We start from the raw sequence: 26,794 nt of genomic DNA on the forward strand, positions 1-26,794 counted from the left end.
GATGTTATCGAATGGTCACTTCTAGCCGATAGCTGGCGTTTCCCCGCGTTGAGCCAACCACAATCTGGTAGTCACCCGTAGCAGGCAGCACCTTGTTCCAGGTAACGGCTTCTTGCTTCAGCACTCGTCGCGGTTCGGTTTGATTTGGCGGAGCAACAACGTCAAAGACCGCGTTATTCTCCAAAGAGGTAATTTTTACTTGCATGGTCTGCCCTTTCTGGGCACCGAGGAGGTACATATCGCGAGTGCCATTCACGACGCTGGTTTTGACGGTGGCAGAATCTTCGCCGTTAGCAAACCGCATTCGCTGGACGCGCGATCGCTGTGCCACACGCATGGGCAAAACGGATGTGTTCTCTGCCGTTGTGAAGCGGTCGGGCTGAACGCTTGCAACCGCTGTGGTCAGGTGCAGGGTAACGGCACCAAGCACTGCCAAAGGTATCGCTAACAAAGCAACCCACCGCTGGGCAAAAGGAGTGGACATAAGTAAAAAGTAGGGATGCATGTACGTATTGACACCAATTAACCCCGAAAAGTTGCCTTACTTGCCTCTTGGGTTGCAAGGGGAAGCCCCAGCGCATCATGATACAGCTTGTTATATTCAGCAGCGGACTGATCCCAACTGAAGTTGACTGCCATACCGCGCTGTTGCAACTTGCGCCACGCCTCTTTGAACCGGAAGCCTTCCCATGCCCGTACCATGCCCGTGTAAAGATCGAGGGGTTCGTAGCGATCGAAGGCATAGCCCGTCCCTTTTTCATTCGCAGGATCATGTGGCTCGACGGTATCAACTAAACCACCCGTGCGACGGACGATCGGCACACAGCCGTACCGTAACGACAGCATTTGACTAATGCCGCACGGTTCAAAGCGCGATGGCATCAGAAAGGCATCGCTACCTGCATAGATCCGTCTTGACAGGGCTTCGTTAAACAGCAGGTAAACGGACATGCGACCGGGGAAACGAGATGCCAACTGCCACATTTGGGTTTCGTAATAGCGATCGCCCGTTCCCAACAGCACAAACTGAGCATCGGTGTACGCCATGAAGCGATCGAGCACCTGAAGCACTAAGTCCAATCCTTTTTGCTCCACGAGCCGCGTGACCATGCCGATTAGAAAGGCTCCCGAATTGACTTCCAGCCCCACTTCTTCTTGCAACGCAATTTTGTTCGCTTTGCGCTGGTCGAGCGTGTCAGCCGTAAACGTCTGCGTCAGGCTTTTGTCGATCGCAGGATCATACGACTCGGTATCAATGCCGTTCACAATGCCCGACAGTTTGCCACTGATAAAGGACAGCAGCCCTTCTAACGATTCGCCATAGGCAGCGGTTTTAATTTGGTCTGCGTAAGTCGGCGACACGGTGTTGACGCGATTGGCAAACTGCACCGCTGCTGCCATTGTGTTGTGCCCCTGCATGTACCACGGGCACCAGGTCATCTGCTCTAGTTTCCAGCGCCACGGTCCTTGATACGCGAGGTTGTGAATGGTGAACACCGTTGCAATATCAGGCGATTGGTGCATCCAGACAGGAATCATCCCTGTATGCCAGTCGTGGCAGTGAATAATTTCGGGTTTCCAGTAGTTCCAGGCAAATTCAGCCGCGCCGTTAGCAAACAGGGTGAACCGCCACTCTTCCATATCCCCAGCATAAATATGTCGCGGTAAGAAAGAGGGGTGCCCAAACAGGTAGAGCGGCACATCCGTTCCAGGCAACACAGCTTCGTAAACGTCGAAGCTTTGAAACATGGCGTTTCCCGACCAAATCGGTTCTTTGGGCACCGTCATTTTGTCGGGTAGAAAACCGTAGTAGGGCAGAAAAATGCGGACATCGTGTCCCATTTTCCGCAGCACTCTGGGAAGCGCGCCAACAACATCTCCCATGCCGCCGACCTTTGCGATCGGAGCCGCTTCCGCAGCAACAAACAAAATTCGCATAGTAAGCCTCGGTTCCCCTCAGTACTGCATCAAGTCTTGCTCAAACGCTACCAGCTTTCCGCTACCAACGGTTAAATCGATCGCCAGTTTTGAGCAATCACAGCCAGCAGATATGCTGCCATAGCGTGTTCTGCGAGCGCACGACTGAAATCTGTTTCCCCAACGCCTCGACCAAAGCCATTTTTGAGCGCACTTTGCTACGCGATCGCTGCGTGTTTGGCTGCGTCAGCGCTTCGGTATGGCTGTCCTGACCTTGGAGCAGACTGCTGCTCTGAGCATTTAGAACTCACAGAAGGCGTAAAGAATAAATTTTAGCCTTTAGCCTTCAGCCTTTAGCCTTCCGTCTTTAGCCTTTTGTTTCTGACATGCCCATGACTTCATATCCTGCGTCTACATAGAGAATTTGCCCGGTAATGCCGCTTGCTAAATCGCTGCAAAGGAATGTGGCAGCATTGCCAACTTCAATTTGCGTCACTGTTCGGCGTAAGGGCGCAACTTGTTCCACATGATGAATCATATCCAGAATGCCCCCAACAGCCGAAGAGGCAAGTGTGCGAATGGGTCCGGCTGAAATGGCATTGACCCGAATATTATGTGGACCTAAATCGGCTGCTAAGTAGCGCACGTTCATTTCGAGCGCGGCTTTAGCGATGCCCATGACGTTGTAGTTAGGAATGACGCGTGCGCCGCCGATATAAGTCAGTGTGACAATGCTCCCACCTTCGGTCATCAGCGGTTTTGCTGCTGCACACAGCCTCACTAGAGAGTAAGCGCTGATCTCTAGAGCGGTAGCAAAGCCCTCGCGTGAGGTATTCACAAAATTTCCGGTTAAGTCTTCTTTCTTCGCAAAGGCAAGGCAATGAATCAGAATGTCTAGTTTGCCCCATTGGTTTTTCACTGCCGCAAAGGTCTCTTCGACTTGAGCGTCATCTTGAACGTTGCAGGGTACAAAAAGCTTGGGCTGTAAGGGTTCTACCAGTTCAGCAACTTTTTTTTCAGCGCGACCTTTTTCATCGGGTAAGTACGTAATGCCGATGTTTGCGCCTGCCTTATGAAGCTGTTGGGCAATGCCCCAGGCGATCGAACGATTATTGGCAATGCCAGTCACAAGGGCATTTCTTCCGGTCAGGTCTAGCATAGCGATCTATCTGCAACAGCAACTTTAGGGTGCTTCAAGAATACTCAAAGATGGGGCACAACGGGTAGCATATGGGATGGTCAACCCTTGCTTCTTGAGCGATCGTCTGGAGCGATCGATCGTTCCGATGCTGAGAGGCGTGTGTCGTTTCAAGCGCCGGGTCATGTATTTGGAAGGCTCAGCATTGAGCCTGTAAGTTGATCGACGTAATTTATTCAGCCAATTTCTTGTAGGTGAGATAATTTTAAGCTATTACAGCTTTTGCGTTCATATGGCATTTTGCGTTCACACTGGTAGCACTGCTCAGGCAAAGATGACTTCACGTCAAGCGCTCAATCTTGGCAACGCAAGAGAATGTGTAACATCAGGCACAAAAAAGCAGATGAGAGTGAGTTTAAGTGTTCTAAGCTACAAACACTCTTTATTGCTGGTTTGTAACGGTCTGAGCAGTTTCTTGGGCACCAGGTAAGGGGATATGGTAGTGACGCAAGATAGACCGCTGGCATCTGTATTCCGTCAGATGGGAGGTGGAGCATTTCCACCCGTTGTTGAAACGTTTGAGCGGGGTAAGACCATTTTCTTCCCAGGCGACCCGGCAGAACGTGTATATTTTCTGTTGCGTGGTGCAGTCAAGCTCTCCAGAGTTTACGAAGCGGGCGAAGAGATTACCGTTGCCTTACTGCGAGAAAACAGCGTCTTTGGGGTGCTGTCGCTGATTACGGGGCATAAATCCGATCGCTTCTATCATGCCGTTGCCTTTACCTCAGTAGAGCTACTTTCAGTACCGATCGAACAAGTTGAAAAAGCGCTGAAGGACAACCCTGAACTATCGATGATTTTGCTGCGCGGCTTGTCGTCACGGATTTTGCAAACCGAGATGATGATCGAAACGCTGGCACACCGAGACATGGGTTCCCGATTGGTCAGCTTTCTGCTGATTCTGTGCCGCGATTTTGGGGTGCCGACTAACGATGGTATTACGATCGACCTCAAGCTCTCCCACCAGGCAATCGCAGAGGCGATCGGGTCTACTCGTGTGACGGTTACTCGATTATTGGGCGACTTACGGCAAGACAAGATGATCTCAATTCATAAGAAGAAGATCACAGTGCACAATCCAGTCACGCTGAGTCAGCAGTTTACGTAAGGGGTGGGGAGTGGGGAGTAGGGAGTAGTAAAGAGTTCAAAACTCGAAACTCAAAACTTTTTCACTCTCTCCTCACTTTTACCCGTTGCAAGTTTAGCAACGCGCTACAAAATTTAACGACTTGAGGTAGGCTGTATGTGAATTGCCCCAGCAGCTTTGTAGAGTTTCAGCACAGGGGCTTGTGGGAGTGTAAGTGTGTCCGGCGGGGAAATCCTGATTTTGGCAGTGCTGGTACTTGGTGCGGTCATTGCCACATTAGGCGATCGCATCGGCAGTCGTGTTGGTAAAGCGCGCCTGAGTCTGTTTAACCTGCGTCCTCGCAAAACTGCTACGCTGGTGACCATTTTTACAGGTATACTCATTTCCGCCTCGACGCTGGGAATCTTGTTTGCTGCCAGCAATCAGTTGAGAACAGGGGTGTTTGAGTTGGGCACCATTCAGCGCCGACTGCGAAATACGCGCACTGAACTGGAACAAGCCAGAACCCAAAAAGGACAGATTGAGAGCGAACTCACGCAGTCGCGCGCCGCTCAAGAGTCAGCAAAGCAGCAGTTGACGGAGACCAATCAATCGTTACGGGGCGCGGTTGCTGAGCGATCGCGGGCACAGGCAGAAACCGCCCGGACGCAAACAGCGCTGAGCCTGACACAGGGTCGGCTTGCAAATGTCTCCCAACAAGCACTGCGACTGCGTTCAGAGATTGGTCAACTGCAAGCTGCGCGCGATCGCGTCATCACTCAACGACAACAAGAGATTCGAGCGCGTGACCAAATCATTCAGCAGCGCGAAGCCCGTCTCCAAGACTTAGAAAAACAGCAAGAAGACCTGGCAAGAGAGGTGCAGGCACTGCAACTAACGGCTCAAGGGCTACGTACAGGCAATGTCGTGATTCAGCGTGGGCAAGTGCTTGCCTCTCTACCACTTCGTACAACCAACACGACGACTGCCCAACAAGCCGTTAATCAACTGCTACGAGAGGCAAACAGCACTGCCATTCGGCTGGTAAGACCGGGTTCTGCGGAGCAAATCGTGCAAATTACAAATGCAGATGTCAAGCAACTGATTGAGCAAATCGACGATGGGCAGGACTATATTGTTCGCATCTACTCCGGTGCAAACTACCTCGTTGGTGAGAAGTTTATTCAGGTCTTTGCCGATGCTGTGCGGAATCGGGTCGTTTTTCTGGCAGGCGATGCCATCGCAGGCACGTCACTTAACCCTTCAGCCATGTCGGATGAGCAAATCCAGCAGCGCATTAACCTGTTATTAGCGGCAGCTAATTTTCGCGCTCGTAACCTTGGTGTTTTGTCTGACTCAGTGCAGATTGGGCGCATTCAGGACGTGATTACCTTTATTGAACAGTTGAAGCAATACAAGCAAACCGTTGAACTCAAAGCGGTTGCCGCTGACGTGACTTATACTGCTGGACCACTCAATATTGATTTGATTGCTAGCCAGAATGGACAGGTGTTGCTCCGTACAAAAAATCTAGCGCCAACTGGCGGGCAAACTCCCTAATTTCTCTCACGTTGATGCCCTTCTGTCATGCGATGCCATGCACTCTAGCTCCTTTTCGCAACCTGATCCATCCGTTTCTGATCAACCAGTGATTTTGGGGTTTGATCCCGGTCGGCGCAAGTGTGGGTTAGCAGTTATCGGGGTCGATCGCACATTGCGCTATCACCACGTCGTTGAAGCAGAGTCGGCGATCGCTACCATTCAAACGCTCCGTCAGCAATTCCCTATTTCCTTATTGGTGATGGGCGACCAAACCACCGCCAAAGACTGGAAGCAGAAGCTCAGCGATGCTTTAACCGACCCACTCCGCATCATCATGGTCGATGAGCGTCATAGCAGCCTGGAGGCACGCGATCGCTACTGGCAAATGTACCCTGCTCAAGGCATTACGAGCCTGATTCCCCAAGCGTTTCGTACCATTCCGCGACCGATCGACGATATCGTGGCGATTCTGTTGATTGAGCGATATTTGGAGCGGCTGGTGACTTAAGAAGTTTTGAGGTTTGAGTTGCGCTAGAGCCTTCTGCTCTAAATCTCCTTGGTTCCCTAGTCCTGCTCTCGCCTCTCCTTTACACTGGTTCATAATTTCCAACTGGCTTGGTTAGGGGTACAATTCGCGCTAGTCTGAAAGAGCATTTAGAGCGATCGAGATTGACTATGACTGCGTTTTCCACTTCTGAAACGGCTGTATCCTCACCTCTGCCTCCCAGCGATTCACGGCAACGCGTGAGTCAGTTTCTACGCGACCTGCAAGATCAAATCTGTCAGGGACTGGAACAAAGCGATGCTAGCAAAGCATTTCAAGAAGATAGCTGGGTGCGAGAGGAAGGCGGCGGCGGTCGATCGCGCGTGATGCGAGAAGGTAACGTGTTTGAGCAGGGTGGGGTTAATTTCTCAGAAGTGTGGGGTAAAGATCTACCCCCCTCGATCGTGATGCAGCGCCCAGAGGCAAGAGGCTATGAATTTTACGCCACGGGCACATCAATGGTGCTGCATCCACGCAATCCTTACATTCCCACGGTGCATCTTAACTATCGCTACTTTGAAGCGGGTCCTGTTTGGTGGTTCGGCGGCGGAATCGACCTTACGCCCTACTATCCCTTTGCAGAAGATGTGGTTCACTTCCATCAAACGCTGAAGCAAGCGTGCGATCGCCATCATCCAGAGTATTACCCCACCTTCAAGCTCTGGTGTGATGAATACTTTTATCTCAAGCATCGTCAAGAAACGCGTGGCGTTGGCGGCATTTTCTTTGACTACCAGGATACACAAGGCATTCTTTACCCCGTCACCTACCCTGGCTCTCAGAGCGACACAGCGGCGGCTCAACACAGCCAAGCGGTTGGTACGGTCAAGGATCGCACCTGGGAAGACATTTTCAGCTTTATCCAAAGTTGTGGCACAGCGTTTTTGCCTGCTTACCTGCCGATCGTCGAAAAGCGTCAGGCACATGAATATGGCGATCGTGAGCGCAACTTCCAGCTTTATCGGCGTGGTCGCTACGTCGAATTTAACCTGGTGTACGATCGAGGCACCATTTTTGGTTTACAAACGAACGGGCGTACCGAATCGATTCTAATGTCGCTACCGCCCCTCGTGCGCTGGGAATATGGCTACACCCCAGAACCAAACACTCCAGAAGCCTCACTGTATGAAACCTTTCTCAAGCCACAAGATTGGGTCAACTGGACACTATCATCTCAAGAAGTCTAGGGTAGACTACTGACAGGGTTAATTTTTGAAACGATAATTTTTGAAACGACAGTGGAGTCTCTGTAAGCGTGAGCGCAGTTAGGCGAAAACGCTGATCGGGTTTAGGTGCCCTTATGAGCTACATTTGGTCATGTCTTCAGGGTCAGCGCTGTCTGCTCTATGAAATTATTGCTTGATCAAGCTGTCCATGCGGGTACACTTCAACAGTTGAGACATAGGGCACAGCTTCGGTTAGAATCAGCCCAAATAGCCACCGTTCTTAGGAGAGGGTCAGCGATCCCCATGGAGCAAAAATCGATTCACATGGAGCAGAAAACTCATACAACCCAGGACGGGACGATGATCATTGTCCTAACGCCGACGGGACGACTTGACATTACAACAGCGTGGCAGTTTCGGCTCAAGTTACAAGAATGTATTTCCAAACTCAGTCATCATGTCGTGGTGAACCTGGGTCAAGTCAATTTTATCGATAGCTCTGGGTTGACATCGCTTGTTGCTGGAATGCGCGATGCTGATAAAGTACGTGGCAGTTTCCGTATTTGCAACGTTCATCCCGAAGCCAAGCTAGTGTTTGAAGTGACGATGATGGACTCGGTGTTTGAGATTTTTGAAACTGAGCAAGAGGCGCTTGAAGGGCTACCGAGAGGCATCGCAAGTTAGTCCAAACGGTGCCCTCAAAAAGTGCTTCAGACGGTTTTGAGTTCGGACTCTATCTGGTCTTTGCGTAAATTTTGAGCATGGCGATCGCGCTGCTACTTACAGCTCAAACCTTGTAGTCAGGTATAGAGCCTAGCGAGAATGGTCGGTAGCGCAACGACAAATTCGTCTGTGAATGTTTCCATAAAAACCTGGTCGTAGGGCAAAAATAACACCCCGATCGTTTCAGGTTTAGAACTTACGTACAAGGGGTTTAGATCCCCGACTTCTGATGAAAACTTAGCCATCGAGCCTGCGCCCTTGTAGAAGTCGGGGATCTTTGCGTAAGTCCAAAATCATTGGTTCAAGTCTTTCCTGAAGCAAGGCATCATTCTTTAGCGTACGGTTGCAAACAGTAGGCATTTACGCCACTGATAGCGTATTCTTAGCAAGAACAACGCTATCGGTAGGAATTGTTTTGGCAAAGCGTCGTGAGCAGCTTTCACTTTTTTCAGTATCGGAGCAAAAGACGTTGGGCTATGCCACTCAGACTGAAGGGCTAAAAATTAGTGCTGAGGCTTTGCAAACCTGGAAGCAGCGGCTTTTGTGCTATCAGCAACAAGTGACGATCGCCCCACCCCTCCAGCAAGGCACCCTGTTTGATGCGCCTGCTGACAGTATCGATCCCGATCGTCTCGATCCGTTTGGCTTACCGCAGCAAAATACAGAATTTTGGCGCTGGAAAGCCAGCGATCAAGGCGTTGCTGCACTTTACTTTGTCATTGACTATGAGCTGCCAATTTTGCTCTACGTCGGCGAAACGGTGAAATCTGGGCAGCGCTGGAAAGGTGAACATGACTGCAAACGCTATTTGCTCAACTACAGGCAGGCTCACTATCAAAATCAACTTGAGACACTGTTAGGCATTGCGTTTTGGTCGTTGGCACCCAAGCAGACCCGCGATCGCCAGCGCTTAGAGTCGGCACTGATCCACAAGTGGCGATCGCCCTTCAATAAGGAGAATTGGGCGTTTTGGGGCACGCCGTTTATCGGTATGGGAATTGGGTAGTACTGTGCGCGCTGGAAGCCTGATCAAAAGAAAACACAAGCCTTACGTGTTTCTCATCGCGGCTTTATAGCGACTTCACCTATTCGTCTTTTCCACTCGCTACCTTGGAAGCAAGTTGGGTTATGTAGACACCGACTCCACGAAAAAACGAAAGGGACAGCAACGGGGGGCTTGTTGCTGCCCCTTTCGCTTTGGGGGCTAAAAAGTACATCAACAGCGATCGAACCAATTTCGGTCGCCCAAGCAGAATTTACGCCAATGTCTTCTCAACCTTACTTTGCGGAGTGCGGGCGACCCATTCAATAACGTGTTGTCCCAGGCGGACGTTATGCAGGCGATCGATCTCGCGGATACCCGTCGGACTGGTCACATTCACTTCAGTGAGATAGCCACCAATAATATCAATGCCCACAAACATCAAACCATCGCGCTGGAGCGTGGGCGCAAGCTGGGCACAAATGTCATGCTCTCTATCAGTAATGGTTGTTTGAGCAACTCTGCCGCCCACTGCCATGTTGCCCCGAAACTCGTTGCCAGTGGGAATGCGATTTACAGCCCCGATCGGCGCTCCATTCAGCAAAATAATGCGTTTGTCGCCGTCTTTTGCTTCTGGCAGATACGTTTGCACCATCACAGGCACCAGTCCCTGATAGGTACTGATTTCGACGAGCGAGTTGATGTTGCGATCGCCTGACTCTAGAATTAAAATGCCCTCTCCTGCCTTACCGCCCAGTGGCTTCAAGACCGCCACGCCTTTGCGATCAACGAACTGCCGGATGACCTGCTTATCCTGGCTTACTATCGTTTCTGGAATCGCATCGGTAAACTGAAGCGCGTACATTTTCTCGTTCGCTGCCCGGATGCCTGCGGGCGTGTTAACCACCAGCGTTTTGGCTGGATCGATATAGTCCAGAAGATAGGTCGCGTAAAGGTAAGGCACCGTCACAGGGGGATCCGTCCGCATGAAAACGGCATCCATAGACTCTAGCGGTAAGAGGGCGCGATCGCCCAACTTAAACCACGGGTCAGCCGCGCTCCAGCGTCCCTCCACCAGTTCGACAGGTGTGAGATGAACCTGTTCTAATGGTGCAAACGCTTTGCCATTCGCCACGCTCAGTTGCTTTGCCTGCGTGATCCAAACTTCATGCCCCAGTGCCTGTGCCGCTTCCATTAAGGCAACGCTGGTATCGTGCCCAGGATCAAGCCGCTCGATCGGATCGATGATGAATGCAAATTTCACAAGGATGCCCTTAGTCAGTGTCATTAACCAGTGATCAAGTAACCAGTGATCAGTAGTGGTCGGCTACTGACTGTTAACGACGAACCGTTTAACTGGTTTGCAGCAGCGGATCGAGCTTGCCTTGTGCATTCAGTGCTGTAATATCATCGCAGCCACCAATGTGATGATCGTTGATGAAAATTTGAGGCACCGATCGTCGTCCATTGGCGCGTTGCGACATTTTGCTTCTCGCCGCTTCATCGCCATCAATGCAGTGCTCGGTGTACTCTACACCTTTGCGATCGAGCAGTGCTTTTGCCCGGATGCAGAAAGGGCAGGTACTCCAGGTATAAATCTCGACGTTAGCAGCCATAGTCTCAACTCCAGCGTTCAGTCTTCATTTTAAGGTGTGGAGCTGATAAAACGCAGACAACTGAGCCTACTCAGAGACACCTTCTAATGGTTCAGCTCGATCGGCTTTGGGGAGCAGTAGACGGATCGCCATAACCGCAAACCCTAGTGCGGCTGCAATTTTGACCAGTCGAGCAGGCAGCAAATGAGCAGTGCCCTCGCCCAGAAACACCCCCAGCAAACTTGCTAGTAGAAGAGCCGCAGCCGTGCCCAGAAAAATTGTGCGAGGAGATTTTGAGTTGCCGCTGAGGGCGATCGCTGCCAATTGACTTTTATCGCCTAGCTCTGACAGAAACACGGTAATAAAGCTGAGTCCTAACAGGTGCCAATCCATAACAAAAAAGTTCTAAGTTTTGAGTTCTGCCTTCTGCCTTCTGCCTTCTACTCCCTACATCCTCACCACATCTAAAAAGAGCCACAAGGAAATGAACGCCAGCATTACGCCAGCAGCCCGATCGAGCGTTTGGGGTGAAACGCGGGATGACAGCCAATGACCAATGAGAACACCGATCAGACTGGTAGAAACAAGAGCGATCGCGGCTCCTGTAAAGACAACCCACGGTGCATGGGAGTTAGCAGACATCAAAAGGGTCGCTACCTGCGTTTTATCGCCCAGTTCTGCCAGAAAAATAGTGACAAAAGTGGAGCCAAACACTTTCCATTGGGAAGTCGCACTGTCTTCGGCGATCGATGCTGGCTGCTCTATCTCAGAATGGGCGATGGGCTGTGCGATCGTGCCATCGATCAGCTCATCGTTGGGCAAGCGTTCAAACTCTAGCAATGGTTCTGGATCGGTAAAGATCGATTCTGTCAACAGACAAGTTGTAGCAAATGAACTCTCCAACTGAATACTTTCGAGCGAAATGGCGGCATCAGCAGATGATGAAACTTTCACGGCAAGTCAAAAACAAAGAGTGTTGTACTTTCATATTCTTTTCATTATCTTGAACTTGAGGCTAAAGGTCAAGCGTGCTGCTAGTTGTAATGCCCACTTCACGGTCGAAACGGAGCAGTTCCAGGCTGCGATCGCCATAGACACCCTCAATTTGCTCACGGCAGCAGGCGATCGCAAAGTCGTTCAGCTCGTCTGCTTCAATCCCAAACAGATCCTGAAAAACATCTGGTTCAACGCGGCAGAAGCGGGGGCGATCGGCATAAATGCCACATTCGCGGGTGGTGTGATCGAAGTGAATACACCACCCGCCATCGCCAACCATGCTCAGATAGAGCGCTAATTCTGGAGGCGCGAGGTAATCTTCTAAATCGGGTCGATCGGTCGGGTCTAGGTGGCAACAGGCACCACACTGCTTGACGCAACGCCAGGTTGTCATGAGGGGAAGGGGTGAGGAGTGAGGAGTGGGCTTCGACGTGAGCGCTCAGCCGAACCGTGTTCAGCCGAACGGGAGTGGGGAGTGAGGAGTCGATTTAAGTTTTGTCCTCTAGTTTGATTGCCTGACCGCTGAATGCTGAATGCTGAATGCTGACCGCTGACCGCTGACCGTTGAATGCTGACCGCTGACCGCTGTCTAGCTCAATAGTTGAAGCGTCTGAATAGTTACGGTACAACGATTTGCTGTCATTTTAACTTTTGTTAACTTTATTAGAATTGGCTCAACTAGCCAGATAAGATTTGATTGTTGCGGGAAAGTTACGACCGCTCATCAAGTTTATCTTAGTGACTGATAGGGAGTAGGGATATGGAGTCGATTATTCAGCTTGCGATGTTAGCCGCGATCGTGATTGCTGGTCCTGCTGTAATTTTTCTGTTGGCAGCCAGTGGCGGCGATCTGTAAGCAACTTGTTGTAGTAGCGAATGGTATTTTCCCTGCGGTGGTAAGTTTTTTCTAAAAGCCGCTTTGGTTTTCGGACGCGCTCATTGAGGAGCTGATCAGCTGCGTTGAAGTGATCAAAGCCGTGCTTGTCTAAACGTTTTTCCAGGTATGAGAGAGTAGTAACCAGCCCGATTCACGTCGGGCTTTTTTATTGGGAGCCTTCTGAGGGTGCTACGGGTTAATCAAGTGACCGAATGAATGTTCGTAGTGCTTGATTGTAACGTTCTCCAGCAATTTGCTGGACATCATTATGATCTGCACCGTCCACCACCAAGAAGGTTTTGGGCTGATTGGCGCGATCAAAGAGTGTGCGTCCGTGCTGAAAGGGAATGGTGCGATCGCGTGTGCCGTGAATGAATAGCAATGGGCAGTGGACAGCGCCAATCTTGTTGATATTACTAAACTTATCAAACGGAAAAAGGGGAATTTGAGTAAGCACCCGAAAAGCACTGGTGAAGCCGCTTTCAACCACTAACCCGGCAACAGGACGACGAGTGGCTAAGTCAATGCTGGGACCGCTGCCCACCGATCGTCCATAGAGGATGATGCGGTTGGGTGGCTGCTTCAGCGTCGTTGTCAGGTAACTGTAGGCAGCGTCAATATCCTGATATGCCGTCTGCTCAGACGATTTGCCCTGACTGGTGCCGTAGCCCCGATAGTCATAGGCAAAAACATTCACGCCGATCGCTTGAATTTGTGCCAGAAGAGGACGGACATCCCCCAGATCTTCGCCATTACCGTGACTGTAGAGGACGGTGTAGGTGGCGTTGGGATGAGGCAGATAGACGGCAGAAAGCTGCACATTTGGTGCAGAAAACAGCTTGATCGTCGTCCGATCGTCCTGGTAGCTAGAAGGCTGTGGCTGAAAGATTTGACGATCGGCAAAAAAGAAGGCATACCCGCCGATCGCCAGATAAACGAAAAGGACTGCTCGCATCATCCGCCCAAGAGAAAATTTGCCCAGCAGTAGTGTTCTGAGGCGGCTGTGGTTGCTTGTGCGATCGCTGTCAGGTACCACTGGTAACACTCCCATCCGAACGGTAACGTTGACTTACTATGTAGACCATCAAGCCTCATGTCGGACACTCCTCGGATATCCACTCGTCCTCAAGTTCAGCCTTTAGCCAGGAGCATGAGTTAGTATTATTCTGTAGTACAGAGTATTGCTTATGACAAGTCTGAAGCTTTTTGGTAGAAAGCTTAAAAATCTTCGCCTCTACCAAGAATTTCAAGAGATTGGTTTTGATTACATCCTTAATCCAAATACTGGCGAGTTGCATTGTGTTGGTTTGGATAATTTTTGGGGTTCTCATAACCTTGTTCATGCAGACTTGAGTAACTTTATTGGTCTTACTAATATAAGTGCTCTTCCGGCTCACGTTTTTAGTGATGGGACGAGTCTTCCTGTTTATGATCTAGAAACTGGTGAACTGATTGCAAACTATATTCTCAATAAGTGCCAGTACTGCTTTTCATGATAGGTACGCGAATATGATGGGCAAGCCGATAAGACTGGTTTATGACGAGAAGACCAAGAAATTTGAACTTAGGGAAGTTGAGTGGATATACCACGTAGGGACTTTAGTTCCTGGCTTAGGTCTACCCATGATGTTGTGGGAGGGTATTAGGTATATTGTTGACCGCTTCAATTCGCCAGGAAATCTTACTCAAGATGATGCTGAAAATATAAGAAAAATTATCGAGGAAGGGCGTAATCAAAAAGTTGATGAAATGGAAATTGAGATGAGTCGCAATGTTACAACAGGGTTCAGCATTGATGGTATAAAAGGTGCTGAGATAACATTGGGAAGTAAAGGAGAAACTAAATATGTAATGAAAGTCAAATATAAGTACGATGAGTAATTAGTAGAATTTACTGAAACGGGACAGTTTAACAATTCAGGTGCAGCGGATTTACTGAAGCCGTCTGAGTTAGATGTAAAGACTTCAACAACCGCTGCACTGAACCGTTAGCCGTCAGTTTTTTCTAGCGCACTTAAGGCAGCTTTAATCACTTCGTAATAAGGGGAAGGTTTGCAGACGCTGACAGAGGTTGGTTCGCGCTGATCTTGGTTTAAGGTGCCCATTGGTTGACCTTGCTGGATGATTAACTCTTTGCCTTGCCCGTTGCAGATTCTGAGTTGCTTGCCTGTTGTGTGCTGAAGCACCTCGCAGGTATAGGCGCGATCGTTGTGCCAAAAATCAACAGGTGTCGCGATCGCGGCGGGTTTTCGGGCACCGACTAGCTCCAGTTCCAGAGAGACTTCGCCATTCCAGTCGTTGGTTCGTAGACGATAGGCAAGATCGAGATGATTGGGCAGAGGATAGTAGTCTCCCCAACGCCACGCGATCGCGGTGAATTTGCGCGCTTCGGGCATCCCTTCATCCTGGCTAACGATTAGCTTGATATGTCCTTTGCCAATGCGTTTTTGCTCATCAATACGAACGTTGGCAGACCAGAAAACTGGATCGGGATTCTCAATACCACAGGGATGTAGTGCGTCAATTTGGGCATAGAGGCTGAGATCAAGTTGATCAAACGTCGCCTGCGTGTCGATGACCACTAAGGGCTTCAGGTGTTCGGGTTGGAGGCACTGGTGCGCGAAGGTTTGGAGGCGCGATCGCAATGCTCCCAAATTTGCCGCTTCTAAGGAGAACCCGCCCGCCGCGCGATGCCCGCCAAACCTGCCGAGTAAATCGTGGCAAAACTGAAGGGCATCAAACACGTTGAATTCAGGAATGCTCCGCGCTGATCCTCGAATGTGCGTCTGTGCTGCATCTTCGTAGGTGCCAATAAAGACGGGCACACCGTAGCGCTCGACCAGGCGCGAAGCAACAATGCCAATCACGCCATGATGCCAGTGGGGTTGCACGACCACCAGTACACGTCCTTCAGCAGGTGCGGCAAATTGGGCTTCTGGACGGTCAGACTGGTTGATGGCAGCTTCGACGATCGCGATCGCTTCTTGCTCAATCTGTTCACACAACTGTTGGCGCTGTTTGTTGATCTGCTCACACTGCATTGCCCGTTCTAGCGCGATGCCATCATCATCAGTGGTCAGTAACTCGATCACAATTTGCGGATCAGCCAGCCGACCCACAGCGTTGATGCGTGGTCCTAAGCGAAAGCCGATCGCCTCCGGTTTCATCTGTTTAGCACCACTTAACCCCGTTACCTGAATGAGCGCTTGTACACCTGCCAGCTTCGATTTTGGTAAGAGCTTGAGTCCCTCTCTGACCCAGCGTCGGTTTACACCCGTTAACGGTGCTAAATCGGCGATCGTCCCCAGGGTAAACAACTCCAGCAGCGAATTGCCCAGCTCGTGAGTTTTGCCTAAACTTTGTGCGAGGGCGATCGCCAGAATATACGCAACGCCTACACCTGCGACACCCCGATAGGGCGATGTTTCGGCAATCAGCTTCGGGTTAAGAATGGCGTTGGCATCGGGCAATGTAGGCGGCAAGTCATGATGATCGGTGATGATGACGGCTAGACCGAGTTCACGGGCACGGGCGATCGGTTGGTGCGCCGCAATGCCGTTATCGACGGTCAAGATAAGCTTCACACCTTCATCGTAGAACTCCTCAACGATGCGCTGGTTGATGCCGTAGCCTTCGCTCATACGACTGGGAATGGCGTAGTCTACCAGTGCCCCCAGTGCCCGCAGTGCCCGTAGCAGCAGCGCTGTACTGGTCATACCATCTGCATCGTAATCACCACAAATGGCAATCTTCTGACGCTGATTGATGGCGTTGATCAGCAGTTCCAAGCTGAGCGGTAGATCCTCAAAATCTTCCAGTGGCGAGGTGAGCACCTCAGATTCTGGATGTAAAAAGAGCTGCGCTTGCTCTGGAGATGCAATGCCCCGGTTGAGTAGCACTTGTGCTATCAGCGGCGAAAGGTGAGTCGTTTGAGCGATCGCCCCTGCCTGCCGATCCTGAGCGGGTGCAATCTGCCAGCGTTGGTCGGGTAGCTTGTTAAAGGCGGACAGCACGAGAGGAGGTGAAATTTGGTTAACCACAGCGCGTTTCGAGTCTCAAAATTTAAACCATCGACAATCGTTTAGACAGGCTTTCTGGTTGGCGCTTGACCACAAAAAACCTGATTAAAGCGTGTTTTGCTTGAGTTAAGTATGCACTTGATGTCAACCCAATCACTCACAAGCCAAATCACTTACAGAGCATTAGCCGATCGTTCACAAAGCGCTAGTCAAATCACTTACAAACACGCGATGTGCAACTAATTCGCCCTCATCCCCACCCTTCTCCCTGGGGAGAAGGGCTTCCAGACCGTTCCGGTTCCCTCTCCCGACGGGAGAGGGCTAGGGTGAGGGCAGTTTTGGCAGGTATTTTAGGAAAGTCGCACATCGCGTTACAAACAAAAAATCTGGTACAAGAGTATTGCTTAATTTACTGCAAGATGGCATCGATCGCTCATTCATCTTTCATCTTTTTTATAAAGTGGCAGAAAATTTGCCGTCACAAGTTCGCTTTTAGTTCAGCGTGGTTGCACCTAGATCCTGTACTACACTGCAATACGAACCAGCATGACACCGTTTGCAATTGCAGAATATTCGAGTTTGATTAGACTTAGACTATGAGACTACGCCGATCGAGGTTGGATACCGTCTCATCTGATTGCGAATGAATCTGCTTGTGAGGCAGGTCGTCATAAACCCAGTCACTTATTCCAGGAATTCACCAATGATGAAATCAATTTTGGCAAGCGGTTCACTCTTGGTTCTTTTAGCGGTCAGTAGCTTGCCAGTACAGGCACAGAACTCTAATACGACACCAACAGAAAAACCCGCTCCTGCGACCCAGGCTCCAGCAGCAAGCCCTGCACCCACAAGCCCATCCACTCCACAAACTAACGTGAGTCCAGATGAGCTGAAGAAGTTCGCTGTTGCAACGAAGCAACTGTTGACGATCGTCAACGCAACGGAAAGCCAGATGGTGCAGGCGGTACAAAAGCAGGGTCTGACCGAGACCCGTTTTAATGAAATCTACCAGTCGAAGAAAAACCCACAAGCAAAGCCTGCTGCTCAGATTACGCCGAAAGAAGAAGAAAGCTACAAGCAGGCAGTCAGCCAACTCACCCAGATTCAGAAGGACGCTCAAGTTAAGATGGACAAAGCCGTTCAGGAGCAAGGGCTGCCCATGGAACGGTTTAACCAGATTTTTGCTGCCGTCCAGAAAGATCCTCAACTGCGGCAAGAAGTACGCAAAATGATCCAAAACTAACAATGAACCTCACAAAACCCGCGCTGCATCGCCTTGCCTGGGCAGGACTTTTCTTCAGCGCACTGGGCTGGTTGGTCACGATACCCACCCCCTTGAGGGCAGCAGAAAAAGTCTACGTCTCATATGGCATCCTGGAGCGATCGATCGCCGTCTCCTCGCTAGAAGCCTACGCCAGGAACGGCACCATCGATGACGACCTTGCTGTCTATGTGCAGTACGGGAATGCAAAGCAGCTCAAACAGCTTAGGAGTGTGCTTGTAGCGCGGGCGGATGTTGACCTCGTTGCCGTCTCGCAGTTTCTCTACACGCCCCAAGGCGAAGTCTTACTCAAGCGCCTGGGGCAAGTTATTCAGCCAGAATCACGCGATTCTGGCTTCAAAGCCATTCGGGCAGCGCTCATTCTAGCAGCGGCTGATCCCGATGGTTTGACGCTACTCAATATTTTGCGTTACTTCCCAACGCGTGGTTTGCGGATTGATGTCGATCGCAGCTTGCAGATTGCTGACTCATTGCAACAGTTGGTTAGCCAAACCAATCGAGCAACCAATGTTGTCATTCAGGCAGCGCAGCAGGAGCAGGCAACCGAAACCATTGCGGTCAATCAGCTTGCAGACTTGCGCCAGCGAGGACCGTTCACCTGGCAAAAACAAACGCTCCCGTTGGTCGATTCGAGTCGTAGCGCCGAACTTAATCCTGTGCGCCCTGGTACTTCGACGCTTCCCTCTGGAAACGCTGTGCCAGCAGTACCTCTGGCTGGGGCAGTGAGTGGGCGATCGATCCCTGTTGACTTATACTTGCCGACTCAGACGACTGCATCATCTGCGCCCGTTCCCGTGATTGTGATTTCTCATGGACTCGGCTCCGATCGCTCCACCTTTGCTTACCTGGCAAGCCATCTAGCGTCTTACGGCTTCGCCGTACTGGTGCCAGAGCATCCAGGTAGCAATGCGGCGCGGCTTCAGGCACTCATTACCGGCACTGCCAGCGAGGTTTCTGAACCAGCCGAATTTGTGAATCGACCGCTGGATATTACCTTTGTGCTCAACCAGGTTGAGAATCTGGTGAACGCAACACCTGAATTTCGCGGACGGCTCAATTTTCAGCAGGTTGGTGTTTTAGGACAGTCGTTTGGTGGGTATACAGCCCTTGTTTTAGCAGGCGCACCCATTAATTCACAACAGCTAGGGGCGAACTGCCAGAACTTAGAAGAGACGCTGAACCTGTCTTTGCTGTTGCAGTGTCGAGCGATCGACTTAACGCAGCCCCAACCTGCACTGCAAGACAGCCGCGTTAGAGCAATCATCGCCATTAACCCGATTACAAGCGCTGTCCTGGGACAGGCAAGCCTCAGCCAAATCAAAGTGCCAACCTTGATCGTGACTGGCAATGCTGATACGATCGCACCCGCTGTCATAGAACAGATTCAGCCATTTACCTGGCTGACCGCTGAAAATCGCTACCTGGTCATGATGCAGGGAGGCACCCATTTTTCGACACTGGACTCAACTGGGTCGAGGGACGCAGTGCCGCTGCCTCAAGAAGTAGTAGGACCCAACCCCGCGATCGCCCGTCGCTACATTAATGCCCTGGCAGTGGCGTTTTTTCGGACCTATATTGCCAACAATCCAGCCGATCGCAGCTATTTAAGCGCCTCTTATAGCAATGCCATCAGTGAGTCACCTCTACAGTTGAGTCTGATTCAGACTCTAACTGCTGACCAATTTACACAAGGAGTTAGCAGCACAACATCAGCCTTCACAACGACTTCACCGTAAGCGCTTGGAGGCTTCACTCATCTGTTTTCTTTGGTCAAGCGGGTCTCAAGGTGCTGCAAGATGGTGCTCCGTCTGGGCGCATCTGACCAATGGAACGGTTGAAGTGCGTTAAACCACAGTTCTAAGCATCTTGCAAAGCAAACGACTTTGCTTTCTTGGGCTTCAAGTAGACTTTTTGCTTGGGCTGCAAGTTCAGCCGATCGAACTGTTCGCGCGTCAGGAAGACATTCACTGTTTGCCCGTCTTCGAGCGTTACTTCTGCCTGAATTTCCCAACCTAAGTGGACTAAACGGTCAAGTGTGGCGGGTGCGCTTGCGGCATCAGCTACCGTTTCAATAATGATATCGTGAGGGCGCAAAAAGGCTTGTGCATGAGTCGGGTCGAAGCCATTACGTTGAAACATTTGAGAATGACTGGGTAACACATTGACGGGACCAATAAAGCTCATCACAAAGGGAGTCGCAGGATGATCGTAGATTTCAGCCGGACTGCCAATCTGTTCTACCTTGCCGTTGTTCATCACCACTAGCTCGTCAGACACTTCCATTGCTTCTTCCTGGTCGTGGGTCACAAAAACGGTAGTGACGTTCACTTGGTCGTGTAAATGGCGTAACCAAACGCGCAAGTCTTTCCGCACCTTGGCATCTAACGCACCGAAGGGTTCATCAAGCAGCAAGACGCTTGGCTCGATCGCCAACGCTCTGGCGAGAGCAACACGCTGCCGTTGACCGCCCGACAACTGAGAAGGGTAACGATCGTCCATACCACGCAGTTGTACCAGTTCGATGAGTTCATTGACTCGATCGGCGATGCGATTCTTCTTCCATTTGGCAATTTCTAGACCAAAACCAATATTTTGGCGAATCGTCAGGTGCTTAAACAGCGCATAATGCTGAAAGACAAAACCAACCTGTCGATCTTGCACGCTGGCATTAGTGGCATCTTTGCCCGTTAGCAAAATTCTGCCGTTGTCAGGCTTTTCTAAGCCAGCAATTAACCGTAGCAACGTCGATTTTCCAGAGCCAGAGGGTCCCAGCAAGGCAACTAACGAGCCGTCCTTGATGTCCACGCTAACCTGGTCAACAGCTTTAAAGCTGCCGAACTGCTTAGATACGTTGTCAACGGTAATCCCCACAGTATGAACTCCTAATTGCTACGGGATGAGCCTGTCAAAAACACGGCTCTTTGATTGAGATACCGTAGTTCTATCATACTCTGGGACTAATTAGGTTGAAAAGCGGAATTTTATGAACCGATCGCAATTTGAGTCAAGACGGTTGCCGCACTGCTTGATCAAGATGGTGTGAGGCTTTGAGAAGACGGCTCTGAAGTGGATTGCTGAGCGTCCTGACTGTTGATCGAGTGTGGTAAGGCAGATTCTCTGGCGATCGACGTTTCAGCCGCAGGACGGTTCAGGTCTTCGATGAGATCTTGAATAAACCCTGCGATGGGTACAGCCGTGAGCAGTCCCGGTAAACCAGCGATTTTGGTGCCAAGCAGGAGAGAAATGATGACCCAGATGGGTTTGAGTCCAGTAAAGCTGCCTAGAACGCGAGGCGCGATCGCTTGATCGACGACCTGATCGATCAGAGCCGCAACAACCAGCGTCTTAACGCCCAGTCCCAGATCTTGCGCTGCTACCAGCAGACTAATCAGCCCAAAGCTGAGGATATCACCGAACGGAATGAGGGTCATGACTCCAACCAGGAGTCCCAGGAGCAGGCTGTAAGGCACATTGAGCAAAAAGAACGCCAGCGTCAGAGCGGTACCCATGATCAGCCCCATTGTTGCTTGACCAATAAAGTAGCGATGGAAGTTGCCTTCTAGCTGTTGACCCATGCGATCGCGATACTTGATCGGCACCCACCGAAATACGCCATCCCAAACGCGCCTGCCATCCAGCAACAAATAGAGCGTTAGCACAATGACGAGCACCCCTTCTGAAAGACTCCCGATCGCATCCAGCGTGAGCGTTACCGTTTGGTCGGCAAGCGCCTGCACTTCACCCGGCAGGCGATCGGACAATTGGGTAATCAGGCGGCTCAAATTAATGGGTAGCCGACGGCTCAACGCCCACTCCTGTAGCAACTCCAGCTTTTGGCTCACCGTATTGACCCAATCTGGCAGCAGCGTAACAATCTCGGTCAACTGCGTTACCACCGTTGGAAACAGCGTCACTCCCAGCGTCACCAGCACAATCAGGCTGATCACCAGCACAATCAAAACGGCATAGCTGCGTTGGATGCCACGCTGATATAAAAATTGCACCGGATAGTTAAGCACGTATGCCAGGACAGCCGAGAGCACAAAGACGGTAAAGAGTGGCTCAAAGTACTCCACAAGTTGCAGTAAAACCCAGCCATTGAGAACAAGCAGCGGCAGGGCGAGCCGATTCTTGAGCCATCGATTCCAGGTGTCAGTCAGTGCAGGCATAGAGGGAGGGAGTAGGGAGTAGGGAGTAGGGAGTGGGGAGTAGGGAATGGAGAGTGCGCTTGACAGTCGTCAGAGTTGGTGAGGCTTATAGCTGAGACAAATGTTTAACTGTTGCTTTTTCCACCCTACACTCTAGACCGAATACCCGACATCCCAATATGGTCATGCATTCATGTTCGCTCCGATCGCGGATCAAGCCCATCGCGTAACCCGTCGCCTAAGAGGTTGAAGGCAAGTACGATGAGCGTGATCAACAAGCCAGGAAAGAGTGTTGTCCAGGGAGACGAGAGCGAATAACCACCTTTGAAGGCATCAGCCAACATCGCGCCCAGTTCTGGTGTGGGTGGTTGTGCTCCCAGACCGAGAAAGCCCAGCCCTGCTGCCTCTAAAGTAGCGGTGCCGATCGAAAGCGTTGCTTGTACAACGATCGGTGCAAGGCTGGCTGGCAAAATATGGTCGAGAATGATGCGATCGGTCGTTGCCCCTAAGGCTTGTGCTGCCTGCACAAATTCTTGCTCTCTCAACGACAGCACCATGGCACGCGTTAAGCGGGTGAAGATCGGAATTTGCACCACTCCAACCGCCACCATCACACTTTGCAGGTTAGGACGCGCCACCGTGACGATCGCGATCGCCAACAAAATCGATGGAAACGCCAGTAAAATATCTGTCAACCAGCCAATCACACGTTCAAGCCAGCCTCGGAAGTACCCAGACAGTAACCCCAATACTAAGCCGATCGCCAATCCCAACGATACTGAGGCAACGCTAATCCGCAACGATGTCCGAATGCCGTACCAAACCAGCGTCAGCACATCACGCCCTAGCGAATCAGTGCCGAACCAGTGCTTGAGCGTTGGTGGTGCAAGCCGTGCCAAATAATCACGATCGGTTGTTGCATCGTAAGGATGCAGTACTGGAGCCAACAACGCCAGCACGATCAGGGCGATCGTCAACACCAGCCCGATCCTGCCAGCCGTCGATTGCCAAAACCGTTGAAACGATCGCTGTGTGAGAGATTCCATAGGAGGGAGATGGGAAGTAGAGGGATGGGGAGTAAAGGGATGGGGGCAGAGGGAACAATTCAAACTCAAAACTCAAAACTCAAATCTTTCCTCTCCCCTCACACCTCTCCCCTCACTTAAACTGAATTCTGGGATCAAACAAGGCATAGGACAGATCCACCAGTAAATTGATGAGAACGAAGGCGATCGCAACAGTAATGACTCCACCCTGCACCACTGGATAGTCTCGTGCCAGAATGCCGTCATAAATCCAGGAGCCAATGCCAGACCAGGAGAAAATTGTCTCGGTGAGAATGGCACCACCCAGTAACGTGCCAAACTGGAGACCCGCGATCGTCGTAATGGGCAACAGGGCATTTTTCAGCGCGTGCCGCAGAATCACCCAACGTTCTGGTAAGCCTTTGGCGCGAGCAGTGCGGATGTAGTCTTGTGATAGCGTTTCCAGCATGGCGCTACGGGTAATGCGAGCGAGAATCGCCAGCGGAATGGTGCCAAGGGCGATCGCGGGCAAAATTAGATGAGCCAGGATGTCTTTGAGAGCGACTCCATCCAGTCGAAGCAGCGCATCCAGCACATAGAAACCTGTAAGCGGCTTGAAGTTAAACCCGATATCAACGCTAATCCGCCCACCAGGGGGAAGCCAGTGTAGATGGATCGCAAACAGATAAATCAACAGCAAGCCCAGCCAATACACGGGCAGCGAAACGCCGATCAAAGAACCTGTCATGGTTAGATTGTCCAACCAACGATTTTTGCGAACGGCAGCCAGAATCCCAGCAGGCACTCCCAGCAGCACGGCTACAAACATTGCAGCGATCGATAGCTCCAACGTGGCGGGAAAGCGATTCCGAATTTCATCCGCAATCGGAATTCCACTCATGATGCTGATACCCAGCCTGAAGTGAATTAGATTGTTGAGAAAGGTGAGATATTGAGTCGTTAGCGGCTTGTTTAACCCCAGTTGCTCCCTTAAAGCAGCGATTTGTGCGGGCGTGCCCCGCTCTCCTAAAAGCGCAACGGCTGGATCACCAGGAATAAAGTGCAAAAAGCCAAACACCAGCAGGGTAATACCCAGCAAAACAGGCAGAAGACTGAGCAATCGTTTGATGATATAGAACCACACAAGCGTTAACCAAAAAGCAGTTTAGAGGTTGAGCCAAGCTATGAGTGAAGAAGTGCACGATGGGTGAAAGCCTTGTTCCAATTACTATTCGTCAGGTTGAATCGCAAGGAATCTGCATCCTCCGAGTATAGAGAAATCTGCTGAAACCACTACGTAATTGTCATGACGCTTGAAATTACGAGCAATATTCTGGCAGACCGAAATGTGTGTAGAGCAGAAATCGGGTTTCTTTACGAAAAAGTGCTGTAGAGCCTTTAGAAGACATCTGTTAAGCCGATTTCTTTTGAGCCTAGACTGACCGACCAAATTGATAGCTGGGCAAACCAACACTGTCAGTTTGCACACAAAAAAGATCGCCAGCACAAAAGCCTTTCCGAATCTCTTGTTGGCTCAAGCCCACAGACGCAGTAGTGATGTAGAGATCGGTCAGCTGATCGCCACCGAAGGTACAACTAGTTGGACGCTGTACGGGCAATACCACGCGCATGACTTCCTTGCCGTCTGGATCAAAACGGATAACGCACCAGCCATTCCACATTGCTGACCAGATGTAGCCATCTGTGTCGATCGCCATGCCATCTGGCTCAGGATGCTCATGACTGACATCAATCAGGACACGACGATTCTGAATGGAACCTGTCTCAGCGTTGAAATCATAAGCATAAATCTGTTGCACCTTAGAATCAGTGAGATAGAAGGTTGTTCCATCAGGACTCCATCCCAAGCCGTTAGAAATGGTTAATCCAGTTTCCATCAAGTGCAACGATCCATTTGGATCATAGCGGTAGAGATTTGCCTGATTGAGATCTTCAGAGATCGAACCAAACCAGAAACGACCCTGCGGATCGCATTTGCCGTCATTAAAACGATTGTTTGGTTTATCTGCCTCAACGGTTAAAAGTGGCGTTAGTTGTCCAGTCTGAGTGTCTAAGAAGGCAACGCGATCGCGCTGCGCGATGATGAGCCGATCAACTCCAGCGAGTGCGATCGGTCCTACAACATCACCGACATCAAAAAAGCGATCGTGTCCAGACAGTCGGTTGAACTGATGTACGCGATGATTGAAAATATCAACCCAATAGAGTAAGCGCTGGTCTGCGTCCCAAAGAGGCGACTCGCCGAGACGAGAACGGGCTTCCAGTAAGTTTGTGAGGGGATAGTGGTATTCATTAAGCTGACCAGGGTTCGCGAAAGTCGGCATAGAGTGTCAGTCCACCATCGATAAAGAGCGTCTGTCCGGTAATATAAGCTGCCTCGTCTGATACCAGGAACGCTACACCAGCAGCCATTTCATCAGACGTTCCTGCTCGTTTCATAGGGATATGGCTTTCTACAACTGCCCGCTTCTGCGGATCATCTGTCCAGTCGGCGTTGATCGCTGTGGCTGTGGCTCCTGGCGCGATCGCATTCACCCGAATACCGCGATCAGCGTACTCTAATGCCAATGTTTTGGTCAGATTCTCCAATCCGCCTTTGCTGATAGAGTAGCTGAGATAAAGAGGGCGCGGAATGACTTCGTGAACGCTAGAGATATTGATGATCACACCAGGTCGATTTTGACCTAGCCAATGTTTAATCGCTTCTCTGGCGCACAGATAGCTTCCCCGCAAGTTCACAGCAAGGACACGATCGAAATCGTCCGTAGCGATTTCGTGAGACGGTTTCTCGCTCTGAATGCCAGCATTATTAATGAGTATATCAATGCAACCAAACCGTTCAACGGTTGTAGCAAACAAGCGCAAAATATCAGCTTCCTTAGCAACATCTCCTTGCAGCAGCAGTGTGGCACCAGGCTCAACCTGTCCAATTGCTGTTTGCGCGGCAGCTTGAGTTTTTTGCGCCCCTTCCAGATCTTTGCGGTAGTTGATCGCGACGTTACAACCTTCCTGCGCTAGTCGGATGGCGATCGCCTGTCCAATGCCAGAACTAGCTCCGGTAACTAATGCTGTCTTGCCATTAAGTCCTTGCATAATGCCTCAAGTTTTTGACCATTGCACGGCTTAACATGTCGTCCAGTCGTCCTGAAAAGACGATTTGAAGGAATTTCCACTGACACCCAGAATCATGAAAACGAATAGGGCTTACGCACGTGCCCCTTAAATTCTCCACTTCTTGGGGAGTTAAAGACTAAAGTCCCTTAGAAGTGGGGGTTAGACGGCGAATTTTGGCTGATCTTACCTAAGTTTTAGCCAAGAAACAACAGGTTACAGCCTTCTCCCCGCAAAAGTCAGCACGATGGTTAGAGGAGTTTTTCACCTCCGCATTTTAGAGTGAAGCTGTTGTAAATAACCACGATCGATCTCAAATTATCCCGGGAGCATGTCACCTTTGCGCCCTCACCCTTTTCTTGTATGCCGCAAGGCTTTAAGCCCTTTCCCCAAGGAGAGGGACTTTGAGGCTGGCTCCCTTCTCCTTGGGAAGCAGGGCTGGGGATGAGGGCAAAGGCAGCAACTGGCGAAAGTGACATGCTCCCAATGATCCCTGGCGATCGGTCTCACAGTCGCTCAACTTGGTTTAGTCAGCAATGTGCTTATGCTCCAATCATTGCCGCTTCATTTCAAAGAGCAACG

30 protein-coding genes are annotated in these 26,794 nt (G+C 50.7%); 11 read left to right on the forward strand and 19 right to left on the reverse strand.

What is annotated here, in order from left to right:
- Nucleotides 1–4: 4 nt before the first annotated feature.
- The 4 genes from AC5JO6_RS29045 to AC5JO6_RS29060 form a co-directional block, all read right to left on the reverse strand.
- Nucleotides 5–484 carry a hypothetical protein gene (locus AC5JO6_RS29045; protein ID WP_496084534.1) on the reverse strand — a complete coding sequence of 160 codons (480 nt, stop codon included), beginning with the start codon at nt 482–484 and terminating at the stop codon, nt 5–7.
- Nucleotides 485–522: 38 nt separating this feature from the next.
- Nucleotides 523–1,938, reverse strand: coding sequence for a glycogen synthase GlgA (gene glgA, locus AC5JO6_RS29050; RefSeq protein ID WP_496084535.1), 1,416 nt, complete (start codon nt 1,936–1,938; stop codon nt 523–525).
- 346 nt (nt 1,939–2,284) lie between these two features.
- Nucleotides 2,285–3,076: an enoyl-ACP reductase FabI gene (gene fabI / locus AC5JO6_RS29055; RefSeq protein ID WP_496084536.1), complete on the reverse strand. Its 792-nt coding sequence runs from the start codon at nt 3,074–3,076 to the stop codon at nt 2,285–2,287.
- Nucleotides 3,077–3,100: 24 nt separating this feature from the next.
- A complete protein-coding gene (locus AC5JO6_RS29060) occupies nt 3,101–3,241 on the reverse strand; it encodes a hypothetical protein (protein ID WP_496084537.1) in 141 nt (46 codons plus the stop codon).
- A 310-nt stretch (nt 3,242–3,551) separates the two neighbouring features.
- On the opposite strand from AC5JO6_RS29060, the gene ntcA reads away from it, so the two are divergent.
- From ntcA to AC5JO6_RS29085, 5 genes are all read left to right on the forward strand, one after another.
- Nucleotides 3,552–4,223, forward strand: coding sequence for a global nitrogen regulator NtcA (gene ntcA, locus AC5JO6_RS29065; RefSeq protein ID WP_496084538.1), 672 nt, complete (start codon nt 3,552–3,554; stop codon nt 4,221–4,223).
- A 195-nt stretch (nt 4,224–4,418) separates the two neighbouring features.
- The gene (locus AC5JO6_RS29070) at nt 4,419–5,741 is read left to right on the forward strand and encodes a DUF3084 family protein (RefSeq protein ID WP_496084539.1); all 1,323 of its coding nucleotides are present in this window, start codon (nt 4,419–4,421) and stop codon (nt 5,739–5,741) included.
- A 37-nt stretch (nt 5,742–5,778) separates the two neighbouring features.
- A complete protein-coding gene (locus AC5JO6_RS29075) occupies nt 5,779–6,231 on the forward strand; it encodes a pre-16S rRNA-processing nuclease YqgF (RefSeq protein ID WP_496084540.1) in 453 nt (150 codons plus the stop codon).
- 167 nt (nt 6,232–6,398) lie between these two features.
- On the forward strand, nt 6,399–7,454 hold the full coding sequence (hemF, locus tag AC5JO6_RS29080; protein WP_496084541.1) for an oxygen-dependent coproporphyrinogen oxidase: 1,056 nt from the start codon (nt 6,399–6,401) through the stop codon (nt 7,452–7,454).
- 282 nt (nt 7,455–7,736) lie between these two features.
- Nucleotides 7,737–8,117: an STAS domain-containing protein gene (locus AC5JO6_RS29085; protein ID WP_496084648.1), complete on the forward strand. Its 381-nt coding sequence runs from the start codon at nt 7,737–7,739 to the stop codon at nt 8,115–8,117.
- Nucleotides 8,118–8,233: 116 nt separating this feature from the next.
- On the opposite strand, the gene AC5JO6_RS29090 is transcribed toward AC5JO6_RS29085, so the two are convergent.
- Nucleotides 8,234–8,401, reverse strand: coding sequence for a hypothetical protein (locus AC5JO6_RS29090; RefSeq protein WP_496084542.1), 168 nt, complete (start codon nt 8,399–8,401; stop codon nt 8,234–8,236).
- A gap of 170 nt (nt 8,402–8,571) precedes the next feature.
- On the opposite strand from AC5JO6_RS29090, the gene AC5JO6_RS29095 reads away from it, so the two are divergent.
- Nucleotides 8,572–9,162 (forward strand): GIY-YIG nuclease family protein, encoded by a 591-nt coding sequence (locus AC5JO6_RS29095; RefSeq protein ID WP_496084543.1) that lies wholly within the window; start codon nt 8,572–8,574, stop codon nt 9,160–9,162.
- A 250-nt stretch (nt 9,163–9,412) separates the two neighbouring features.
- Here the strand turns inward: AC5JO6_RS29095 and gshB are convergent, their stop codons facing one another.
- The 6 genes from gshB to AC5JO6_RS29125 form a co-directional block, all read right to left on the reverse strand.
- A complete protein-coding gene (gene gshB, locus AC5JO6_RS29100; RefSeq protein WP_496084649.1) occupies nt 9,413–10,402 on the reverse strand; it encodes a glutathione synthase in 990 nt (329 codons plus the stop codon).
- Nucleotides 10,403–10,490: 88 nt separating this feature from the next.
- Nucleotides 10,491–10,754, reverse strand: a complete 264-nt coding sequence (gene grxC / locus AC5JO6_RS29105; RefSeq protein ID WP_496084544.1) for a glutaredoxin 3 — start codon at nt 10,752–10,754, stop codon at nt 10,491–10,493.
- Between the two features lie 66 nt (nt 10,755–10,820).
- Nucleotides 10,821–11,126: a TMEM165/GDT1 family protein gene (locus AC5JO6_RS29110; protein WP_496084545.1), complete on the reverse strand. Its 306-nt coding sequence runs from the start codon at nt 11,124–11,126 to the stop codon at nt 10,821–10,823.
- Nucleotides 11,127–11,180: 54 nt separating this feature from the next.
- The gene (locus AC5JO6_RS29115) at nt 11,181–11,687 is read right to left on the reverse strand and encodes a TMEM165/GDT1 family protein (protein WP_496084546.1); all 507 of its coding nucleotides are present in this window, start codon (nt 11,685–11,687) and stop codon (nt 11,181–11,183) included.
- Between the two features lie 61 nt (nt 11,688–11,748).
- On the reverse strand, nt 11,749–12,123 hold the full coding sequence (locus AC5JO6_RS29120; RefSeq protein ID WP_496084547.1) for a YkgJ family cysteine cluster protein: 375 nt from the start codon (nt 12,121–12,123) through the stop codon (nt 11,749–11,751).
- Between the two features lie 94 nt (nt 12,124–12,217).
- Nucleotides 12,218–12,358 carry a hypothetical protein gene (locus tag AC5JO6_RS29125; RefSeq protein ID WP_496084548.1) on the reverse strand — a complete coding sequence of 47 codons (141 nt, stop codon included), beginning with the start codon at nt 12,356–12,358 and terminating at the stop codon, nt 12,218–12,220.
- Nucleotides 12,359–12,489: 131 nt separating this feature from the next.
- On the opposite strand from AC5JO6_RS29125, the gene psb30 reads away from it, so the two are divergent.
- Entirely contained in the window at nt 12,490–12,585 is a 96-nt protein-coding gene (gene psb30, locus AC5JO6_RS29130; protein WP_496084549.1) for a photosystem II reaction center protein Ycf12/Psb30, read from the forward strand.
- 217 nt (nt 12,586–12,802) lie between these two features.
- On the opposite strand, the gene AC5JO6_RS29135 is transcribed toward psb30, so the two are convergent.
- The gene (locus tag AC5JO6_RS29135) at nt 12,803–13,642 is read right to left on the reverse strand and encodes an alpha/beta hydrolase (RefSeq protein ID WP_496084550.1); all 840 of its coding nucleotides are present in this window, start codon (nt 13,640–13,642) and stop codon (nt 12,803–12,805) included.
- Between the two features lie 151 nt (nt 13,643–13,793).
- Here AC5JO6_RS29135 and AC5JO6_RS29140 point away from each other — a divergent pair, with 151 nt between their 5' ends.
- Together AC5JO6_RS29140 and AC5JO6_RS29145 are read left to right on the forward strand one after the other, a co-directional pair.
- Nucleotides 13,794–14,102: a hypothetical protein gene (locus AC5JO6_RS29140; RefSeq protein ID WP_496084551.1), complete on the forward strand. Its 309-nt coding sequence runs from the start codon at nt 13,794–13,796 to the stop codon at nt 14,100–14,102.
- 13 nt (nt 14,103–14,115) lie between these two features.
- Entirely contained in the window at nt 14,116–14,487 is a 372-nt protein-coding gene (locus AC5JO6_RS29145; RefSeq protein ID WP_496084552.1) for a hypothetical protein, read from the forward strand.
- Between the two features lie 107 nt (nt 14,488–14,594).
- Here the strand turns inward: AC5JO6_RS29145 and recJ are convergent, their stop codons facing one another.
- On the reverse strand, nt 14,595–16,646 hold the full coding sequence (recJ, locus tag AC5JO6_RS29150; protein WP_496084553.1) for a single-stranded-DNA-specific exonuclease RecJ: 2,052 nt from the start codon (nt 16,644–16,646) through the stop codon (nt 14,595–14,597).
- A 682-nt stretch (nt 16,647–17,328) separates the two neighbouring features.
- Here recJ and AC5JO6_RS29155 point away from each other — a divergent pair.
- Both AC5JO6_RS29155 and AC5JO6_RS29160 read left to right on the forward strand, forming a co-directional pair.
- Nucleotides 17,329–17,868 carry a DUF4168 domain-containing protein gene (locus tag AC5JO6_RS29155; protein ID WP_496084554.1) on the forward strand — a complete coding sequence of 180 codons (540 nt, stop codon included), beginning with the start codon at nt 17,329–17,331 and terminating at the stop codon, nt 17,866–17,868.
- A 2-nt stretch (nt 17,869–17,870) separates the two neighbouring features.
- On the forward strand, nt 17,871–19,643 hold the full coding sequence (locus tag AC5JO6_RS29160; RefSeq protein WP_496084555.1) for an alpha/beta hydrolase: 1,773 nt from the start codon (nt 17,871–17,873) through the stop codon (nt 19,641–19,643).
- 121 nt (nt 19,644–19,764) lie between these two features.
- On the opposite strand, the gene AC5JO6_RS29165 is transcribed toward AC5JO6_RS29160, so the two are convergent.
- The 6 genes from AC5JO6_RS29165 to AC5JO6_RS29190 all read right to left on the reverse strand — a co-directional run bounded on the left by AC5JO6_RS29165 (nt 19,765) and on the right by AC5JO6_RS29190 (nt 26,194).
- Nucleotides 19,765–20,778, reverse strand: coding sequence for a sulfate/molybdate ABC transporter ATP-binding protein (locus tag AC5JO6_RS29165; protein WP_496084556.1), 1,014 nt, complete (start codon nt 20,776–20,778; stop codon nt 19,765–19,767).
- Between the two features lie 158 nt (nt 20,779–20,936).
- Nucleotides 20,937–22,076, reverse strand: coding sequence for an AI-2E family transporter (locus tag AC5JO6_RS29170; protein ID WP_496084557.1), 1,140 nt, complete (start codon nt 22,074–22,076; stop codon nt 20,937–20,939).
- 170 nt (nt 22,077–22,246) lie between these two features.
- Nucleotides 22,247–23,101 carry an ABC transporter permease gene (locus AC5JO6_RS29175; protein WP_496084558.1) on the reverse strand — a complete coding sequence of 285 codons (855 nt, stop codon included), beginning with the start codon at nt 23,099–23,101 and terminating at the stop codon, nt 22,247–22,249.
- Nucleotides 23,102–23,213: 112 nt separating this feature from the next.
- Complete coding sequence (locus AC5JO6_RS29180) at nt 23,214–24,224, reverse strand: ABC transporter permease (RefSeq protein WP_496084559.1); 1,011 nt, start codon at nt 24,222–24,224, stop codon at nt 23,214–23,216.
- A gap of 289 nt (nt 24,225–24,513) precedes the next feature.
- Entirely contained in the window at nt 24,514–25,425 is a 912-nt protein-coding gene (locus AC5JO6_RS29185) for an SMP-30/gluconolactonase/LRE family protein (protein ID WP_496084560.1), read from the reverse strand.
- Nucleotides 25,394–26,194 carry a glucose 1-dehydrogenase gene (locus AC5JO6_RS29190; RefSeq protein ID WP_496084561.1) on the reverse strand — a complete coding sequence of 267 codons (801 nt, stop codon included), beginning with the start codon at nt 26,192–26,194 and terminating at the stop codon, nt 25,394–25,396. Before AC5JO6_RS29190 ends, AC5JO6_RS29185 begins: the two co-directional genes overlap by 32 nt.
- Nucleotides 26,195–26,794 lie beyond the last annotated feature (600 nt).

The organism is Tildeniella sp. (genome assembly GCF_059505325.1).